This window comes from Luteococcus sp. (assembly GCF_043424415.1).
GTDB lineage: Bacteria > Actinomycetota > Actinomycetes > Propionibacteriales > Propionibacteriaceae > Luteococcus.
In genome coordinates, this window is sequence record NZ_JBHWOO010000144.1 from 1 (window position 1) to 18,042 (window position 18,042).

The 18,042-nt window shown below is 69.2% G+C and carries 14 protein-coding genes and 1 tRNA gene; 6 read left to right on the forward strand and 9 right to left on the reverse strand.

Annotation, left to right across the window (positions count from 1 at the left end):
- Positions 1–99: 99 nt before the first annotated feature.
- Complete coding sequence (locus ACHFFZ_RS08985; RefSeq protein ID WP_394276303.1) at positions 100–1,047, reverse strand: SDR family oxidoreductase; 948 nt, start codon at positions 1,045–1,047, stop codon at positions 100–102.
- A gap of 182 nt (positions 1,048–1,229) precedes the next feature.
- Between ACHFFZ_RS08985 and pstS the strand changes: the two genes are divergently transcribed.
- From pstS to ACHFFZ_RS09005, 4 genes are all read left to right on the forward strand, one after another.
- Complete coding sequence (gene pstS, locus ACHFFZ_RS08990; protein ID WP_394276304.1) at positions 1,230–2,378, forward strand: phosphate ABC transporter substrate-binding protein PstS; 1,149 nt, start codon at positions 1,230–1,232, stop codon at positions 2,376–2,378.
- 61 nt (positions 2,379–2,439) lie between these two features.
- Entirely contained in the window at positions 2,440–4,110 is a 1,671-nt protein-coding gene (locus tag ACHFFZ_RS08995; RefSeq protein ID WP_394276305.1) for a Na/Pi cotransporter family protein, read from the forward strand.
- A gap of 191 nt (positions 4,111–4,301) precedes the next feature.
- On the forward strand, positions 4,302–5,168 hold the full coding sequence (locus tag ACHFFZ_RS09000) for a stage 0 sporulation family protein (RefSeq protein ID WP_394276306.1): 867 nt from the start codon (positions 4,302–4,304) through the stop codon (positions 5,166–5,168).
- Complete coding sequence (locus tag ACHFFZ_RS09005) at positions 5,165–6,799, forward strand: alpha/beta hydrolase (protein ID WP_394276307.1); 1,635 nt, start codon at positions 5,165–5,167, stop codon at positions 6,797–6,799. Before ACHFFZ_RS09000 ends, ACHFFZ_RS09005 begins: the two co-directional genes overlap by 4 nt.
- A 148-nt stretch (positions 6,800–6,947) precedes the next feature.
- Here the strand turns inward: ACHFFZ_RS09005 and ACHFFZ_RS09010 are convergent, their stop codons facing one another.
- Both ACHFFZ_RS09010 and ACHFFZ_RS09015 read right to left on the reverse strand, forming a co-directional pair.
- Complete coding sequence (locus tag ACHFFZ_RS09010) at positions 6,948–8,420, reverse strand: NAD-dependent succinate-semialdehyde dehydrogenase (protein WP_394276316.1); 1,473 nt, start codon at positions 8,418–8,420, stop codon at positions 6,948–6,950.
- A 116-nt stretch (positions 8,421–8,536) separates the two neighbouring features.
- Complete coding sequence (locus ACHFFZ_RS09015) at positions 8,537–9,463, reverse strand: PfkB family carbohydrate kinase (RefSeq protein ID WP_394276308.1); 927 nt, start codon at positions 9,461–9,463, stop codon at positions 8,537–8,539.
- 40 nt (positions 9,464–9,503) lie between these two features.
- Here ACHFFZ_RS09015 and ACHFFZ_RS09020 point away from each other — a divergent pair, with 40 nt between their 5' ends.
- Positions 9,504–10,706 carry an aromatic amino acid transaminase gene (locus ACHFFZ_RS09020; protein WP_394276309.1) on the forward strand — a complete coding sequence of 401 codons (1,203 nt, stop codon included), beginning with the start codon at positions 9,504–9,506 and terminating at the stop codon, positions 10,704–10,706.
- Between the two features lie 159 nt (positions 10,707–10,865).
- Here ACHFFZ_RS09020 and ACHFFZ_RS09025 read toward each other — a convergent pair whose 3' ends face one another.
- Positions 10,866–11,963, reverse strand: coding sequence for an NYN domain-containing protein (locus ACHFFZ_RS09025; RefSeq protein WP_394276310.1), 1,098 nt, complete (start codon positions 11,961–11,963; stop codon positions 10,866–10,868).
- 201 nt (positions 11,964–12,164) lie between these two features.
- Between ACHFFZ_RS09025 and ACHFFZ_RS09030 the strand changes: the two genes are divergently transcribed.
- Positions 12,165–12,237, forward strand: a tRNA-Thr gene (locus ACHFFZ_RS09030).
- A 133-nt stretch (positions 12,238–12,370) separates the two neighbouring features.
- Here the strand turns inward: ACHFFZ_RS09030 and ACHFFZ_RS09035 are convergent.
- From ACHFFZ_RS09035 to ACHFFZ_RS09055, 5 genes are all read right to left on the reverse strand, one after another.
- Positions 12,371–13,411: a hypothetical protein gene (locus ACHFFZ_RS09035; protein ID WP_394276311.1), complete on the reverse strand. Its 1,041-nt coding sequence runs from the start codon at positions 13,409–13,411 to the stop codon at positions 12,371–12,373.
- A gap of 159 nt (positions 13,412–13,570) precedes the next feature.
- The gene (locus ACHFFZ_RS09040; protein WP_394276312.1) at positions 13,571–14,725 is read right to left on the reverse strand and encodes a tyrosine-type recombinase/integrase; all 1,155 of its coding nucleotides are present in this window, start codon (positions 14,723–14,725) and stop codon (positions 13,571–13,573) included.
- Complete coding sequence (locus ACHFFZ_RS09045; protein WP_394276313.1) at positions 14,722–14,901, reverse strand: helix-turn-helix domain-containing protein; 180 nt, start codon at positions 14,899–14,901, stop codon at positions 14,722–14,724. The genes ACHFFZ_RS09040 and ACHFFZ_RS09045 overlap by 4 nt, the downstream gene beginning before the upstream one ends.
- A 44-nt stretch (positions 14,902–14,945) precedes the next feature.
- Complete coding sequence (locus ACHFFZ_RS09050; protein ID WP_394276314.1) at positions 14,946–16,421, reverse strand: replication initiator; 1,476 nt, start codon at positions 16,419–16,421, stop codon at positions 14,946–14,948.
- The gene (locus ACHFFZ_RS09055; RefSeq protein WP_394276315.1) at positions 16,418–17,875 is read right to left on the reverse strand and encodes an FtsK/SpoIIIE domain-containing protein; all 1,458 of its coding nucleotides are present in this window, start codon (positions 17,873–17,875) and stop codon (positions 16,418–16,420) included. Before ACHFFZ_RS09055 ends, ACHFFZ_RS09050 begins: the two co-directional genes overlap by 4 nt.
- Positions 17,876–18,042 lie beyond the last annotated feature (167 nt).

Below are 18,042 nucleotides of genomic sequence, written 5' to 3' on the forward strand. Positions count from 1 at the left end.
GTTGTGCCCGCCTGCACAGTCTGCGACTGCCCCACGGCAGCACGACCAGGCTCTCACCCCGACCGGGGTGAGAGCCTCGTCACGTGATGGGGCGGCGGGTCAGAAGACCGGCTTGCCGCCGGTGACCCCGAGCACGGTGCCGGAGACATAGCTGGCCTCGTCGCTGGCCAGGAAGACATAGGCGGCGGCCACCTCGACGGGGTGCCCGGCCCGGCCCAGGGGGGTGTCGGAGCCGAAGCCCTTGATCTTCTCGGGCGCCATGGTGGCGGGAATCAGCGGCGTCCAGATCGGTCCGGGCGCCACGGCATTGACGCGGATGCCCTTGGGTCCGAGCTGGCTGGCCAGGTTCACCACCAGGTTGTTCAGCGCGGCCTTGCTGGCGGCGTAGTCGAGCAGCGGTTCGGAGGGGGAGTAGGCCTGCACCGAGGTGGTGACGATCACCGAGCCGCCGTCGCTGAGCTCCTCCTCGGCGGCCTTGACCAGCCAGAAGGGGGAGAAGACATTGGTCTCGAAGGTCTGCTCGATCTGCCCGTCGGGGAAGTCCTGCAGCTCGGGGTGGGTCATCTGGTAGGCGGCATTGGCCACCAGGACGTCGATGCCGCCCATCTTCTCGACGGCCTTGGCCACCACCTTCTGGTTGGCCTTCGCGGTGCGCAGGTCTGCCTTGATGACGTGGCAGGTGCCACCCAACTCCTTGATGGTCTTCTTGGTGGCCTTGGCGTCCTCGGCCTCGTCGGGCAGGGCGACGATCGTCACGACGGCGCCCTCGTGGGCCATCGTGGTGGCCACGGCCCGGCCGATGCCCGAGTCGCCGCCGGTCACCAGGGCGCGCTTGGCGTCCAGGCGCCCGCGCGGGGTCCAGCTGCGCTCACCGTGGTCGGGTTGCGGGCTCATCTCCGCGGTGGCGCCGGGCCACTGCTGGGTCTGTTCGGGGATGCGGGTGAGCTTGGGGCGACGCTCGGGGCTGGGCACGGCTGGAGGGGTCGCCTGCGCCGCCTGGGCCTTCGCGCTGTTCTTCGCGGTCTGGGTCTTCTTGGGGCTGCTCATCCTCCCAGTCTGGTGCGGACGGGGTGCCGTGACGAGCAGAGAAGGCCCGGATTCACCCAGCGCGGAAGACGAGGTGCGGCCATGTCGCCGTGAATCGTTTACCTGCAGGACACTCCGGGCTATCCGAGTGGTCATCTGGGAATCGTTCGATGATTGGGACATCGGCTCGGGGGGGGATGGAGATGCTCGGTTCGCCGGACAACGGGGTGCCCGTGCTGCGCACGCGCGAGGCCCGGCGCCGCCAGCTGGTGGTGCCGATGGTCGTCGGGGCGCTGGTCTCGGTGCTGGTGCTCGCCCTGGCCTGGAACCGTGGCCGCGAGTCGCAGGTGCTGGGCGCCGGTTCGACGCTCGCAGCGCCGCTGGTGACCAGCTCCGCCAATGCCTACCGCTCCGCCTTCTCGGCCGACAATCCTCAGCGCCCCGACCAGACCGGTGGCGACTGGGTGCTCGACGGCTCCGGCATCGGCTACGAGCCGGTCGGCTCCCTGGGCGGCGTCATGCGCCTGGCCGACCCCGAGGTGGACTTCGCGATCAGCGACTACCCGGTGAGCGCCAAGACGCTCGACGAGCACGGCCTGGGCCAGTTCCCGGTGGCCATCGGCTCGCTGGCCCTGGTGCACCGCGTCGAGGTCGAGGGCAAGCAGCTGCGCCTGGACGCGCCGCTGGTGGCGCGCATCTTCCGCGGCGAGGTGACGCGCTGGAATGACCCGGCGGTGGCCAAGCTCAATCCCGGCCTGGCACTGCCGGACCAGCAGATCGTCCCGGTCCACCGGGGCGACGGCTCCGGCTCCACCCGCGCCTTCAGCGCCTGGCTGTCGTCCGGCGACGCCACCTGGAAGTCCGAGGTGGGTACCGGCCCTCAGCTGGAGTGGCCCGGCGGTGTCGGCCGCGCCGTCGAGAAGTCCGAGGGGGTCGTCGAGGCCGTGCGCGAGGTGCCCGGCGCCATCGGCTACGTCGAACCGGGCCAGGCCCGCGAGGCCGGGCTGTCGATGGCCCAGCTGCGCAATGGCGCCGGAGGATTCGTCGCCCCCGACCGGGCCGGCATGGCCGCCGCGCTGCAGGGCATGTCCTGGGATGGCGAGGGACAGTTCACGGGCCTGGCACCCCGCGCCGACGCGAAGGGTGCCTACCCGATCACCGTGCCCGTGATGGCGGTGCTCAAGCGCGAACCCCAGCAGGAGGCCGACGCCCGGCGTGCCCTGGGCTACCTGCGCTGGCTCGTTGACGACTACGACGCCGAGGCCCGCCAGATGGGCTTCCTGCCGCTGCCCGCCGACGGCGCGGCCCAGGTGCACGAGCACATCGCCAGGACCTTCACCTACGCCCGCTGATCCAGCAGGCGCCCCCACAGGCTGGACCGACCCATCCCCGACCGGAACGGACCCGACTGCAATGGAAGTTGACATCTTCAAGGAGATCCTGGTGCCCGTCGTGGGCGGCCTGGGGATCTTCCTGCTCGGCCTGGAGTTCATGGACACCGGCATCCAGGCGCTCAGCGTCAACAAGATGCGGGCCTGGCTCGCCAAGATCGCCGGCACCCCCGTCAAGGGCGTGATGGCCGGCACCGTGATCACCGGCGTGATCCAGTCCTCCACCGCCATGACGGTGATGACCGTCGGCCTGGTCAATGCCGGCGTGCTGAACCTGCGCTCCGCGATCAGCGTGATCATGGGCGCTAATGTGGGAACCACCCTCGGCAATGGACTGATCGCGCTGCCACTGGGCCCGATCGGCCTGCTCTTCAGCGGCATCTTTGCGTGCGTCTACTGCTTCGCGCGGCAGGACAAGACGCGCAACATCGCGCTGGCCTCGATGGGTTTCTCCCTGATCTTCTACGGCCTCAACCTGATGACCGGCGGCCTCAAGCCGCTGCGCAACATGCCCGAGGTGATGGCGGTCCTGCAGCGACTGGACTCCTCCAACATCGTCGACGTCGTCTCCTGTGCCCTGATCGCCGCCCTGATCACCGCGATGATCCACTCCTCCTCGGCCACCATCGGCATCGTGATGGGCTTGGGTGCCTCCGGCGTGCTGCCCTGGCAGACGGCCATCGCCTTCGCCATCGGCGCCGACCTGGGCACCACCGTCACCTCCTGGATCGCCTCGCTGAACCTGAGCAAGAACGCCAAGCGCACCACCTACGCCCACATCGCCTTCAACTTCATCGGCGTGCTCGTGGTGCTGATGCTCTTCTTCCCCGCCATCCGCGTGCTCGGCTGGGGCCTGGGCCTGTTCGGCATCGACCCCGCCGCCCCGACGGTGGTCGACGGCCAGCAGACCTTCCCGATGGTCCCGGTGGCCGTGGGTGTCTTCTCGATCATCTTCAACATCTTCAACGTGCTCATCATGTTCCCCTTCATCGGTACCTTCGAGCGGGTGCTCAGCAAGGTCGGGGTCGACGAGAACGTGCCGGAGGAGTACGCGGTGCCGCGCTTCCTCGACCCGAAGGCGGTCGACGACCACCCGCGCGCCGTCGCCGGCGTGCTGGCCGAGACCCGTCGCCAGCTGCAGGCCGGGACCGCCTTTCTCGACATCGCCCGTGGCCGCCCCGGGGCGCCGGTGGAGCTCGAGGAGCACGCCGAGGCCGTCGACTCGCTCTCCCGCGAGATCCGGGCCTACTGCGCCCACCTCTTCCGCGACGACCTGGACCGCGGCCAGAACGACCTGGTGGCCAGCCTGATCGAAGAGGTCGACTTCACCTCGGCCCTCAGCGAGCAGCTGCACCAGGTGGCCCGTCGCGCCGACCGCGAGGAGTTCAGCCCTGCCAGCCAGGTCTTCCTGGAGGAGAGCCTCGACGCCCTCGACGCCCACCTGCGGCGCATCGTCGCGGTGGACGATGCCTCGGCCGCGGTTCCGCAGGAGATGCGCGAGGAGAAGGACGTGCTGGAGCTGCGCGAGCGGATCGTCAGCTCCCCGTCGCTGCCGGCCGGTGAGCGTGGCGCCCTGGTGGCGCTGCTCGGCTCGGTGGAGCGCGCCCAGCAGCTGGTGGAGCGGATCGAGGTCGAGCGTGCCTCGGTGGACCGCGGCACGATCGGCGTGGTGGAGCCGGTGGCCAGCGCCTGAGCCCTTCGGCCAGCCCGAACGGCGGCCCGCCATCGTCACGCACGATGGCGGGCGCTTCTCATTGTTGGGCCCTGTTCGTGATTGGGCCCTGTTCGTGATTGGGCCTTGTTCGTGATTGGGCCTTGTTCGTCGTTGGGCCGGGCTGTTCGTGGTTGGGCCGGGCTGTCGTGGGCGGCGTCTACGCTTGCGCCATGGCGCGAGTGATGGCGGTCACCTTCGAGACCCACGGGCAGTTGCACTACCTCGATCCGGGGGAGCAGCAGTGGCAGGTGGGCGACATGGTGCTGCACCCCACCGAGCACGGGCCCGAGGTGGCACAGGTGGTGTGGGCGCCCGAATGGGTGGACAGCGAGAACCTCACCGACCTGCCCGTCGTGGCCGGACGGGCCACCGAGAAGGACCTGCGCCGCGACGAGCAGAACCGCCGCCACCGCGCCGAGGCCTTCGAGGTGGCCAGGGCGATGATCGCCGAGCACGAGCTGCCGATGAAGGTGGTGGCGGTGGACTGGATCGACCGCGGGCCGACCCCTGGGCTGCAGGTGGCGATCTACTTCACCGCCCCGGAACGCGTCGACTTCCGTTCACTGGTGGGAGACCTGGCCCGGGCCCTGAAGGCGCGCGTCGACCTGCGCCAGGTGGGTGGGCGTGACGCGGCCCGCCTGACCGGCGGCATCGGCAACTGTGGACGCGACCTGTGCTGCTCCACCTTCCTGACCGACTTCGAGCCGGTCGGCCTGAGCGTGGCCCGCGACCAGGGCCTCTCGACCAATCCGCTGGCCATCCAGGGCCAGTGCGGCAAGCTGATGTGCTGCCTCAAGTACGAGCACCCCCTCTACGTCGACTTCGCCCAGAAGGCCCCGGCGGTGGGGGACCGGGTCTCCAGCCCGATCGGCGAGGGCGTCGTGGTGGGCCACAACGTCCCCAGCCAGAGCGTCGCCGTGCGCAACCGCGACGGCGAGGTGGCGCGCTGCCCGCTGACCGAGGTGTGCCCCACCTCGAAGCGACGCAAGGAACGACACAAGGCCGTGCAGCGCCGCGAGGAGGGTCAGCAGGCATGAGGAGGCATCTGGTCGCCGCGGCCCTGGTGGCGCCGCTGTTGCTGGCCGCGTGCCAGCAGAAGCCGTCCATCCCCACGCCCGGGCCCGGCGCCAGCGCCCCGGCCTCCCCGTCATCGGCGGTGGCGGTGCCCTCGGGCAGCGCCACCGTGACGACCACCTCCAAGGACGTCGCCGGTTTCCAGCTCTCGGCCCATCGTCGCCAGGAGCAGTACACCTCGCCCGACCGCACCAGCGTCGCCTCGGATGCCACCCCGCCCGGCTTCGCCGCCCCGCCGCCCGGCCAGGGCCGTCAGCGCTACCTGGACCAGACGATCCGCTGGAGTGCCTGCGACGGCTTCGAGTGCGGCACCGTCCTGGTGCCGCTCGACTGGGACCGTCCCGACGGCCAGGCCATCACGCTGAAGATGAAGCGGCGCGTGGCCGACCAGAAGCGCACCGGCACCCTGTTCATCAACCCTGGCGGGCCGGGCGCCTCGGGCCAGCAGATGCTGGAGACCTTCGACTGGAACTCCTTCCCGCAGCGCGACGTGGTCGGCTGGGACCCGCGCGGCACCGGGGAGTCGACGCCGGTGGTGTGTGGCACGCCTGAGCAAACCGAGGCCTACCTGGCCTCGGAGAGCTCGCCCGACGACGCGCAGGAGTTCCAGGCCGCCGTCGCCCAGAACAAGCACTTCGCCGCCCAGTGCAGGCAGGGCTCCGGCGCGCTGCTCGACCACATCTCCACCATCGACACCGCCCGCGACCTGGACTACCTGCGATTCCTGGTGGGCGACGACACGCTCGACTACCTGGGCATCAGCTACGGCACCTACATCGGCGCCATGTATGCCGAGCTCTACCCGCAGCGGACCGGACGGATGGTGCTCGACAGCGCCGTCAACATCACCACCGACGACTCGGTGATCCAGGCGATGGGCTTCGACCTGGCGCTGCGCAACTACGCCACTTGGTGTGCCGAGCAGAAGTGCGAGCTGGGCAGCACCGCTGACGAGGTGATCGCCTCGGTCACCGGCATCTTCGACTCCCTGGACCAGGAGCCGCTGGAGGTCGAGGACCGCGAGCTCACCCAGGGGTTGGGCGTCACCGGTGCCGTCACCTACCTGTACACGGGCTCGTCGGGCTACACCCAGCTCACCCAGGCGCTGGTCTCGGCCCGCAACGGCAACGGCGAGCCCCTGCTGGCCACCGCCGACATCATGAACGGCCGCCAGAGCGACGGCAGCTATGACTCGATGACCTATGGCTTCCCCGGGGTGGGCTGCGTCGACGCCGAGGACCCGGGCATCGACGGCTCGGTCAAGGAGTTCGAGCAGGACAAGAAGAAGGCGCCGGTGCTGGCCCCCTACTTCGGGGTCAGTCTCACCTGCCCGGTGTGGTCGGCCAAGCCGTCGCCGCAGCTGGAGCTACGGGCCAGGGGTGCCGCGCCGATCCTGGTGCTGGGCGCCACCGGCGACCCGGCCACCCCCTATGAGCAGGCCGTCAGCATGGCCGAACAGCTGGAGCCCGGTGTCCTGCTCACCTGGAAGGGCGCCGGTCACTCCGCCTGGGACCTGGGCAATGCCTGCGTCAAGAGCGCCGTGCGCGACTTCGTCAACGACGGCACCGTGCCGCCGGACAAGAAGGTCTGCTGAGCCTGGGGCGGCTCGCCTGGCTGGGACCCGCCCCGAGACCGGCACTGGGCACGTCGAAAGCTGACCCCGCCCGTGCTGCAGCGGGTGCGGGGTCAGCGTGCGACGTGCGGAGTCGAGCCCAGGGGCTCCGAGTGGGTGGGGTGCGGGGTCAGGACTCCCGGTAGGGGTCGGGCAGGGCGACGAGGATCGTCTCCAGGTACTCCTCGATTCCCTCATGGCTGCCCTCGCGGCCCAGGCCCGACTGCTTGACGCCACCGAAGGGGGCGGCGGCATTGCTCAACAGGCCCTGGTTGACCGCCACCATGCCCACCTCGAGCTGTTCGGCGACCCGCAGCACCCGGTCCATGTCGCGGGTGAAGACGTAGCCGGCCAGACCCACCTCGCAGTCATTGGCGAGCTCCAGCGCCTCCTGCTCGGTGGTGAAGGTGGTGATCGGGGCTACGGGGCCGAAGACCTCCTCGCGCAGGATCTTCGCGTCGTGGCCGACACCGGTCAGCACGGTCGGCTCGTAGAACCAGCCCTCGCCGTCGACCTTCTTGCCACCCACCAGGGCCGTCGCGCCCTGGGCGAGTGCCGCATCCACCAGCTCCGCGACGCCATCGCGGGCATCCTCGCTGACCAGCGGGCCGACGGTGGTGTCCTGGTCGAGGCCATCACCCACCTTCAGCGTCTTGAACTTCTCGGCGAGCCTGCGGCCGAAGTCCTCGGCGACGTCGGCATGCACGATCAGCCGGTTGGCGGCGGTGCAGGCCTCGCCCATGTTGCGCATCTTGGCCAGGTAGGCGCCCTGGACGGCCTCGTCGAGGTCGGCATCGGCGAAGACCAGCAGCGGAGCATTGCCGCCCAGCTCCATCGAGGTGCGCAGCACCCCGTCGGCGGCCTGCTTGAGCAGCTGCTTGCCGACGCCGGTGGAGCCGGTGAACGACAGCTTGCGCAGCCGCGGATCGGCGATCAGCGCGTCGGTGGTCTCGTGCGAGGTGGAGGTGATGACATTCACCACACCCTTGGGCAGCCCGGCATCGGCCAGCACCTTGGCGAAGAGCAGGCTGGTCAGCGGGGTGAGGACGGCCGGGCGCAGCACGACGGTGCAGCCCGCGGCCAGCGCCGGGGCGATCTTGCGGGTGGCCATGGCTAGCGGGAAGTTCCACGGCGTGATGAACAGGCACGGGCCTACCGGGCGCTTGGTCACCAGCTGGCGCTGCGTGCCCTCGGGCGACGGGCGGTAGCGGCCGGCGATGCGGGGCGCCTCCTCGCTGAACCAGCGCAGGAACTCGGCCCCGTAGACCACCTCGCCCTTGGCCTCGGCATAGGGCTTGCCCATCTCCAGGGTCATCAGGCGGGCGAAGTCGTCGGTGCGCTCGATCACCAGCTCGAAGGCGCGGCGCAGCAGCTCGGCGCGCTCCCGGGCGGGGGTGCGGGCCCAGCCCTTCTGGGCAGTGGCGGCGGCGTCGAGGGCGCTGGTGGCGTCGGCGACCGATGCGTCGGCGATGGTGGCCAGCAGCTGGCCGTTGGCGGGATTGTGCACCTCGAGGGTGCCCTCGCCGCCGTCGCGCCACTCACCGTCGATGAACAGTGCGGTGGGAAGGTCGTGCGGCAGCTCGTGGGAGAGGGTCTGCGGCATGGGGATGCCTCTCTGTGCGTCGAAGGTGTGCTCCACCTCGATGGTAGGCACCGGCACGGACACTTCGGGGGTCTTCAGCCACCAGCTGCACCGGCGGGCGGCCGCGCCGGCCGGGGTTACTTGCCCCAGCCGGCCAGGAAGTCGTCCACCTCGGCCCGGGTGGGGGCGGTGGCCGGTCCGCGACGGGTCACCTTGAGCGCCGCTGCGGCATTGGCTCGGCGGGAGGACTCCACCCAGTCGCCGCTGAGCGCGTACTCGGCGCACAGCACGCCGGTGTGGCAGTCGCCCGCACCATTGGTGTCGACGGGCTTCTGCGGGAAGCCGGGCACGCGGTGGGTGGTGCCGTCCAGGTGCACGGCGCAGCCCTCGGAGCCGTCGCGCACGAGGGAGACGGCACCCTCGGGCAGGAAGTGGGAGCAGGCCTCGGCGGCCTCGGCCATGTCGCGCAGCATGGTCATCTGGTGGGCCTCGTCGGCATTGCTCGTCCACACGGTGGTGAGTGCCAGCATGCGAGTGCGCACCGGGACGGGCAGGGCGCTGAAGGCGGCACCCGGGTCGAGCACGACGTGGACGCCCTCGGGCAGGGTCTCGAGCCAGTCCAGCAAGGGGCGTCGGGTGCTGGCGACGGCCAGCGAGTAACCGGTGACGTTGACCAGGTCGCCCGGCTGCGGGGCGCTGGTGGCCAGGGACTCGACGCTGATCTGGCGTTCCGCGCCCAGGGTGGTGACGAAGGTGCGCTCGGCCGAAGGTTCGACCATGACGAAGCAGATACCGGTGTCGCTGTCGGTGATGGGCGGGGCGGAGAGGGTGATCTGTTCCTGGGCCATCACCTGGCGGATCAGGTCGCCATTGGGGCCGGTGCCGTGGGCGCCGGCGTGGACCGACTCGGCGCCGGTGCGGGCCGAGGCCACCAGGATGTTCGTGGCCCCGCCGGCATAGCGGGCATGGCTGGTGGCCATGGAGTTGTCGCCCCGCCACGGCAGTGCCGGGATCTCGACAACCTCGTCCACCAGGGCCTGGCCGGTGTGGATCACGCGTGCCATCGTCACTCCTTCGTCGTTCGCGCCAGACTACTGTGAGCCCATGGCCAGCTTCGACGACCTCGAGTTCTACCCCGGCGACCCGATCTTCGGGCTCAACGACCTGTTCCGCGCCGACACCCGGCCGAGCAAGGTGAACCTGGGCGTCGGTGTCTACCTCGACGAGCTGGGCCGCCTGCCCCTGCCCCGGGCGGTGGCGACGGCCGAGCAGCGGCTGGCCGAGCAGCCGGCGCCGCGCGGCTACCTGCCGATGGCCGGCGACCCGGAGCTGCTGCCGCTGGTGCAGGAGCTGGTCTTCGGTGCTGGATCTCTTCCCCTGCAGGAGAAGCGCGTGGCCTCGGTACAGACGCTGGGCGGCTCTGGTGCCCTGAAGGAGGGCGCCGACTTCCTGCACGGCCTGCTCGGTGCCTCGACGGTGGCGCTGAGTGACCCGTCCTGGGCGAACCACTCCGCGATCTTCGGCGGTGCCGGCTATGAGGTGACCAGCTACCGCTACCACGATGCCGCCGGTCACCGGGTGGACGTCGACGGGATGCTGGCCGACCTGGCGGCGCTGCAGCCCGGCACCGTCGTGGTGCTGCATGCCTGCTGCCACAACCCGACCGGGCACGACCTGACCGGCGACGAGTGGGTGCGCGTCGCCGAGGCGGTGGAGCAGTCGGGGGCCGTGGCCTTCCTCGACATGGCCTACCAGGGCTTCTCGCACGGGCTGGAGGCCGACCGGGGGGCGGTGGAGGCCTTCGTCGCCAGCGGCCAGCGCTTCTTCGTCGGCAACTCCTTCAGCAAGAACCTGGGCCTCTACGGGGAGCGGGTCGGTGCGCTGCACGTCGTCTGCCGCGACGAGCAGGAGTCCGCGACGGTGCTCTCCCAGCTGGCGCGGGTGGTGCGCACCAACTACTCCTGCCCGCCCGTGCACGGCGCGGCGATCGTGAAGATGGTGCTGGGCGATGCCGAGCTGCGCGCCAGCTGGACCACCGAGCTCGACGCCATGCGCTCGCGGATCCGCGGGATGCGCGAGCAGCTGGTGGCTGGGCTGGCCGAGCGCGGCGTCGACTTCGGCTTCGTCGCCGAGCAGGCCGGCATGTTCAGCTACTGCGGCCTCTCGGTGGAGCAGATGCACCGGCTTCGCACCGAACACGGCGTCTACGGCACCGACGACGGCCGCATCTGCGTCGCCGGCCTCAACCAGGACAACCTGGACACGGTGGTGGCGGCGATCGCTGCGGTGGTGGGCAACGCTTACTGAGCCTGAGTCTGGCCCCTGAGCTTGCGTCCCCCGGCCCCTGAGCTTGTCGAAGGGGTCTGTCCTTGGGCTTGCCGAGGAGGTGGCTTCGACAGGCTCAGCCACCGTGGGCTTTGGCCCCTGAGCTTGCACCCCACACGGCCCCTGAGCTTGTCGAAGGGGCTACTGCTCGGCCGAGGCCAGCTCGTCCAAGGCATCCCACCAACCATTGCGCACCAGTGTCTTCACCCACACGCTGCCCCAGGTGTTGAGCCCGTTGTCCTCGGCGAAGCGCAAAAGGTCCTTGTCGATCTCCTTGGGCACCATGTCGAAGGCGCCATTGCGCGGGTTGAGGCGATGGATCCGGGCGTGGGCCTGCTCGTCGACGGCCCGCCACCAACGACGCGCGTAGGTGGTGCCGACGAGGGTGGCGAGCTGCCGATCGGTGATGTTCCCCTCGGTCTCGACGGCCCGGTGGTAGGCGGCCTGGTCGATGCCCCACAGGTTCGGCAGGGGCGGCTCGGTGGTCTGGCCCGGCTGGGGCATGGGGCGGGGTAGGTGCCTGGCCGTCTTGGCGATCACCGCTGGGCTGGGGACAGGGCTGGGCGGCGCGGCGGGCGCGGGCTCTGGTGACGTCGGGGCGGTGGCCGGGGGTTCCGGTGCGGTGTCGGCGGTGGGGGCTTCGGGCGTGGCGGTTTGGGTGGCGTGGGCGATGGCCTGCACGATCTGACCGGCCGGCGTGATCAGGGGACGTAGTTCGTCCAAGTTGATGGTGCGGTGGCTGTCGGTCAACGTGACCAATTCCCGCGAGACCGTCGGTGCCGAGTCGGGGGCCTCGATCGACCACACCTCCACGTGCAGGCCGAGGTCCTCGGCAGCCTCCACGCCCGGCACCATGTCCTCGTCTCCGCTGAGCAGCACGAACCGGTCCACCTGCCGCTGGTGGGCAATCGTGACCATGTCCGCGACGAGGCGGGTGTCGACGGCCTTCTGGGTGAGCACGCCGTTGCGGTGCACCAGCCGACCCTCGACCAGTCGCACGCCCGGCACGGCGGACATGCCGAGGGCGCGTGGGTTGGTGATGCGCCGGGCCGGGTCCGCGGCGTCGTACCAGCGGATGCGCAGCACCGGGCCGACCGCCTCCTCGATCCGCGTCCGCAGGAGAGTCGCCAGCTCTTCGTAGGAGACGACCAGCTGCTCCAGCGACGAGACGCCGTGCACCGTCGCCATCGTGTGCCAGATGTAGCCGGCGTCGACGAAGACCATCACCTGGTCGGCCATGCTTGCCTCCTTGAAAGCGCTTGTTGCAAGGCTATCCGTGATGATGAAGCGGTGTCAGTCGGGGGCTTCTGGCATGGGTGGCCCGGTGAGAGCCGTGAGGTGGCAGCCCGCGCGCCACGCATTGTCCACGCCCGGAGAACGCCGGTTTCGCATCCGTGGCACCACTGCCGCTATAGTTGCGGAGTCCGGTTGCCCGGACGCGCCGCCCTAGCTCAGTTGGTAGAGCAACGCACTCGTAATGCGTAGGTCAGGGGTTCGACTCCCCTGGGCGGCTCCGCCAAAGCCCCTCGTCAGAGGGGCTTTTTGCTTGTCCCTGGCAGAGGAACGCCCGCTGATTCTGACGTTTGCAGCCTAAGTTGCAGCCTAACTGTCATCAGAATCGACGGGCCTCGAATCCCGTGGTCCCGTCAGGCGCTCACGCGGAACCTCCACCAGTCCGTCGGGCGCGGTCCGGCTGTTGCTTCCAATAGGCGTCGGAAGTCGTCGCGAGTGCGCGCGAGGTCGACGCGATGTCCGGCGGCTGTGTCGAGCAGACGGTCCACGTCCCAAGTGACGGTCACGCCGTAGCGGCCCTGGTAGAGGAGCACACGCTCGAACTCGAAGCGGTCGTCGTAGTCCCGCAGGATGTAGCCGATGAGCTGGGCGACTGCCTCCTTCTTGAGCACCGAAGGGCCACCGGGTCGGCGCGGTCCGTTGGTCTTGATCTCCACCAATGTCCTGTCGGCGAGCAGGTCCAGCGACGCCAAACAGGTGAGCGGATTGTTGAGGGGTTTCGGGAAGTCGAAGACATTGGCGGCGACGGTGCCGCACGCCGCGATAGTCGGAACGAAGTCTTCCTGGGCAATGGCGACCAGCGCCGAGAGTTCGGCCAACTCCTGAGCCGTGCCCAGGTCCAGGAGGGTGCGCGGGCTGCGGGGCAGTTCGGAGAGGCGCGGATCGGCATGAGGCGAACTCGCGTGCCGACGGTCGACCAGCCGCGCGAGTCCCAGGCATGCCCGCAGAAAATCCGGCTCCGTGGCCGTGGCGGGGTCGAGCCGCTCAATGAAGCTGGCGAAACGCCTGGTGTTGGGAGTCCGCAGGCGGAACACCAATGAACGTGCCTCGTCCCGGAACCCGTCGGGGCAGGTCAGCGCCGTTGTAACCAGGCCGAAGGCAGTCCCAACGAAGTGCCCGGTGGGAGTCTCGGACGGCACGCGCAGCATGTGGGGCGACGCGATGCGCTTGTACTCGGCGACGATGGCGGACATGTCGGGGAAGCGGTCTTCGAGGAAGGCGCGAAGGCCGCTCTCGTTGGGCTCGTTGACCGGGCTCTTGGCAACCGTGGCGATCGTTGACGAGCAGTCATAGGCGATGTTCGGGTAGGTCGTCAGCACGTCTTCCCAATCGTGAACGGGGGAGGGCAGCCGGTCGGGATTGATGTGGCGGATGTGGTTGGGCCAGGGGCTCATGCTTCGTTCTCCTTGTGTGTCGGGCCGGAGCAGGCGCTCCTAATCCCTGTAGACGGCCGAGCAGGGGTGCTTCTGGACACTTCGTCGGCGAATGTGCTGGTTCTCACACCTGACGGTCAGGCCCGCGCCCGGCTCCGTTGGCGGGCAGTGGCGGCCTCGTCAGGACAGCTCGGGATCGGAGGCCCACAAGGCCTCGCCCATCACGTCGGCCGCATCCCGTGAGACGTTCGGGGCGACGTGGCTGTAGGTGTTCATGGTCAGGCTGATCTGGGAGTGGCCCAGGGTTTCCATCACGACGCGGGCCTGGACGCCACGGGTGAGCATGTTCGACGCGGCGGTGTGCCGCAGGTCGTGCAGACGGATCTCAGGCAGGCCGGCCTGAGCGACGAGGGTCTTGAAGGTCCGGTAGTCGTTGCGGGGTGAGTAGGGGGTTCCGTGCGATGTGGTGAAGACCAGGCCCGTTTCGATCCACGAGTCGCCGGCGGTCTGGCGCTGGACCTCCTGGTCTTCGCGGTGCTTCTCCAGCGAGGTGACGACGTGGTCGGGAAGTGCCACTGTCCGGCGGGACTGGGCCGTCTTCGGTTCGACGAGGCGCAGGCCCGCGCCCGGCTGGTACTGCAAAGCCTTGCTGATGCGGAGGGTGCGGCCTTCGAAGTCGATGTCCGACCACGAAAGGCCCAGCACCTCGCCCTGGCGCATCCCGAGGGCAACGCCGAGCTGCCAGCGGGCAGCCATCGGCCGGTTCTCGACGAAGGTCAGGAAAGACTTCGTCTCGTCGAGGCTCCACGGTGTGATCTCGGCCCGCCTGATAGATGGCGGGTCGACGGACAGCACGGGGTTCGTCGGGATGATCTTCCATCGCACAGCTACCGTGAGAGCCCGCCGGAGGAGTGCGTGCAGCCGCCGCACGCTGCCAGCCGCCAGGCGCTTTAGCATCGTCCGGTAGAAGTCGGAGATGTGCTGCGGCGTGAGCTTGTCGAGCTTCACCCGTCCCAGATTCGGAACGATGTACAGACGAGTTTCCTGTCGGTAGCGGTTGAGCGTCGACGGGCGGACGGTGGGAGCAGCGACCTCGTCGAGGTAGCGATTCATCCAGGCTTCCAGCGTCGGGACGCGCCCAGGGATGATGCGGCCCTCTTCGGCGAGCCGCGTCAGCTCACGGATCTTCTGCTGTGCTTCGGCTTTCGTTCGAGCAGAGACGTACTTGCGGTGGCGCGTGCCGTCCTTCCATCCGAAGTCGACCGCCCCGCGCCAGGTGCCGGTCTCGGTCTTGTAGACGGCTCCCTCGCCCCGTCCGCGGCGCTGGCGACTCATGCTGCCAGCGAGGCAGATTCGGCCACGAAGCGGTGCAGCTCGGCGACGGCGATACGACGGGAGCGGCCCATCTTCACGGACGCGAGCTGTCCGGAGTAGATGAGTTCGTAGACACGGTTGCGGCAGACTCCGAGCATCTCGGCGGCCTCGGCAACGGTGACCATCAGCTTTTCCATGGTGATTCCTTTCCTGTGGGTGGGGTGATCTGGTGAGGCGGCGGCTACGGCGGAATTGCTGAATTGTCGTGATTGGCCTTGCCGGAGCAGTTCAGGGCCTTGGCGTGCTGGTATTCGGCACGCCAGCGGTGGCGTTCGGCGATGGTCGCCAGGACGGTGCGGACGTAGAGGCCGGGGGTGTTTTCGACCGGATGCCACTCGTAGCGGGGCTTGCCGTCGTCGGCCTGGACTTCGGCGCTGATGCGTTCGATGTCGGGTGCGGTGATGCCGGCCTGCTGGAGGGCTTCGCGGACGACAGCGGCACGGTCGGCCTTGTGGCGCTTGAGGGTCTTGCCGGACCACTTGCGGCTCACGAGGCAACGACGTCCACCGAGGCCGAGGTGTTCGCGGTCGTGATGCTTCTTGGGGCAGGCGCCGGGCGCCAGGCCGTCGTGGGCGCCGTCGGGCTGGATGCCGTAGCGCAGCCAGTTGGAGCACTGCTCCGAGCAGGGCACCCAGCGCAGCTCAGCGTGCAGGCGGTCGATGTGGGCTTCATAGGCGGCGTCAGTGTCATCGTCGCCGGTGAAGGGTTCGGCAATGGACTTGTTGAGGTATTTGACCAGGTATCGCACCGCGCGGTCGGCGTCGGGTGAGGGGGCAACGATGCCCTTGATGTCGATCTGGGTGCCGAAGCGCATGACGTGGGCGGGCTTGGCGTAGGGGTCGGAGTCTAGGGCGTCCATGGCCTGGTCCCAGGTGGGCAGCAGTTCCCCGGTCTGCGGGTCGGCGTAGTCGGTGCCGGTCCAGACCGGAGGATTCTCGACAGGGAAAACCACCCTGTCGAACCGAGGCCACCACACAGTCAGGTAGACGGCGCGGGTGACCTGCCGAAGCACCTGGCGCGGAATGGCTCCGCGGATGGCGGCGTGCAGGTGCGGGGCCAGTCGCTTCTGCGGTTCGACGGCGCTGAAGTACTGCACGTCGTATCCGGCGCAGCGGCGAAGTGCCTTCCAGAACTGGTCGACCAGGCGCGGGAAGAAGATCGCGTCCAGCGCGGCGCGTCGGTAGTCGTAGTGCGTCGGGTCGGCCGGTATGCCGGTGCGGGGGATGATCTGGCCGTAGCTGGGCAGGGTGAGCGTGAGGAACATCGACGGTCGGTATTCGCGGCCGTCGGGGGCCTGAAAGGTGGCGCCGACGGTGCGGGCGTCCATGGGCACCTTGGGCAGGTTGGGCATGCCCTGGCGTCGCTTGGTGGACCGCACGCGACGGCTCGGGCCGGTGGCGGGGTTGGTGACGACGACGGGCGGGCGGGGCGGTTCTTCGGTGAGGTGCCAGCCTTCGCGGCACTGGTGCATGCGTAGCGCGCGGGCCTTCTGCGCGCAGGCGGGGCACCTGGATTCGAGGGTGGCGCCGCAGGCCATGGCGATGGTCTGGTCCTGGCTGGTAGCGCGGTCGTGAACGCGGCGGATCACGGGGCGACGGCACACGCCGTGGCTATCGGCCATTTCTGCGGCCATCGCCGCCGTGATCTTCGGGGTCATGCTGCTTCACTCCCTTCTGCGCGGGTGCGGGTACGGCGGGTGGGCTTGGGTTCGATGTCGGGCACGACGATCGGCAGCCGGTGCGGGGCGGGGAACAGTTCGGCGGCTTCGCGGATCTGTTCGTCGGGGACGTAGGCGGCGCGGACGCGGGTGACCTGGCCGTTGTCGGCGAGGACGTAGCCGACGCCGGGCTGGCTCTTGGGGATGTTCTCGCAGCGGGCACCGGCGCGGACGGCGTCGTGGCTGAGCATCATGGCGCCTTCCTCAGCGCTGTCGAGGCGCAGGGCGATGGACTGGGGGAACAGGTTGCGCATCTTGAGGACCTCCTTGCGGGGGTCCTGCAGGAAGCCGAAGACGTAGAACCCGACGGCACGGCCCTGGGTGAGCAGGATCGCCAGGGCAGCTTCGGCGCGGCGCAGGAGGTCGCGGTCGGTCTGGTAGGCGACGAGGTTGGCGAGCTCGTCGATGATGATCATCACCATGGGTTCATCGACCGTGGCGTGGTGCATGCGGCTGATCCCGGCCATGCGCTTGGCGCGGTCCTTGCACTGCTGGGCGGCCTCTTCCAGCAGGACGACAGCTTCGGGCATCTCGGTGGCGTAGCGGGTGAACATCGGCAGGCCGAGGGACAGTTCCATACCGCCCTTGAGGTCGATGCCCTGGAGCTGGACGAGGCCGGCGGCCACGTTGGGGCCCTGGGAGACGATGGTCTGCCACATGACTGAGCCCTTGCCCGCGCCGGTCGCGCCGGCGGTGAGGGTGGAGATGCGCAAGTCGAGGTTCCACGGGTTGCCGTCCTCGTCGAAGCCGAGCTGGGCCGTGTCGGTGGAGATCGCGACCTCATTGGCGGGCAGTTCGAGCTTGCTGGTCTCGGCGAGGGCGTCGTCGAAGCTGAACACGATGGCCAGGCCGGTGCGGTGGTCGTCGGTGATGCAGCGGGCCCGCAGGGCACCGGTTGCGGTGCGGAGCTTCTCCAAGGCGGCTTCCCAGTCGTCGATGGTCTGCCCCAGGAGCATTCCGGGGCGGACTACGAGCTGGCGGAGCTCGTTGAACTCCAGCCCGTAGAGCGGCGGCACCACGATCTCGCCCGAGCCGTCCAGCGACTTGCGAGACAGGCCCGCCGATTCCATGTAGGCAGGCCACCGCTTGTCGAAGTGGCGAAGGGCCTTGCGATCAGCGCGAGGCGAGGTGAGGTAACGGACCAGACGGTCGATGTCGTCCCAGGGCATCCACGCGCTCATCCATGCGAAGCAGATGGCGCACGCCGCGAGGAGGGTGGTGCCGAGGTAGAAGTCCAGCCAGGCGAACCTGTTGTTGACGAGGAAGTAGGCCGGCCACATCGCCCACAGCGGCCCGAGGAAGAACAGCGTGAGCCGCCAATGCCTGATGAACGGCACCGTCGCCATGATGATCCAGTACGGCACATCATGCGCAAAGAAGTTGTAGGTGCGCATGGTCAGGCAGCCTTGGTTTCGCGCGGCTGGCTCTTCGGCGCCGACATGCCCGTGGCACGCAGCGAGTACGCGATCTTTGCCCGACCGTTTCCCGTCTCCTTAATGTACGGGGTGACGGTCAGCCCTTCGAGGTAGACGGGCCGGATCGGTGCACCCGGCATCGCGTC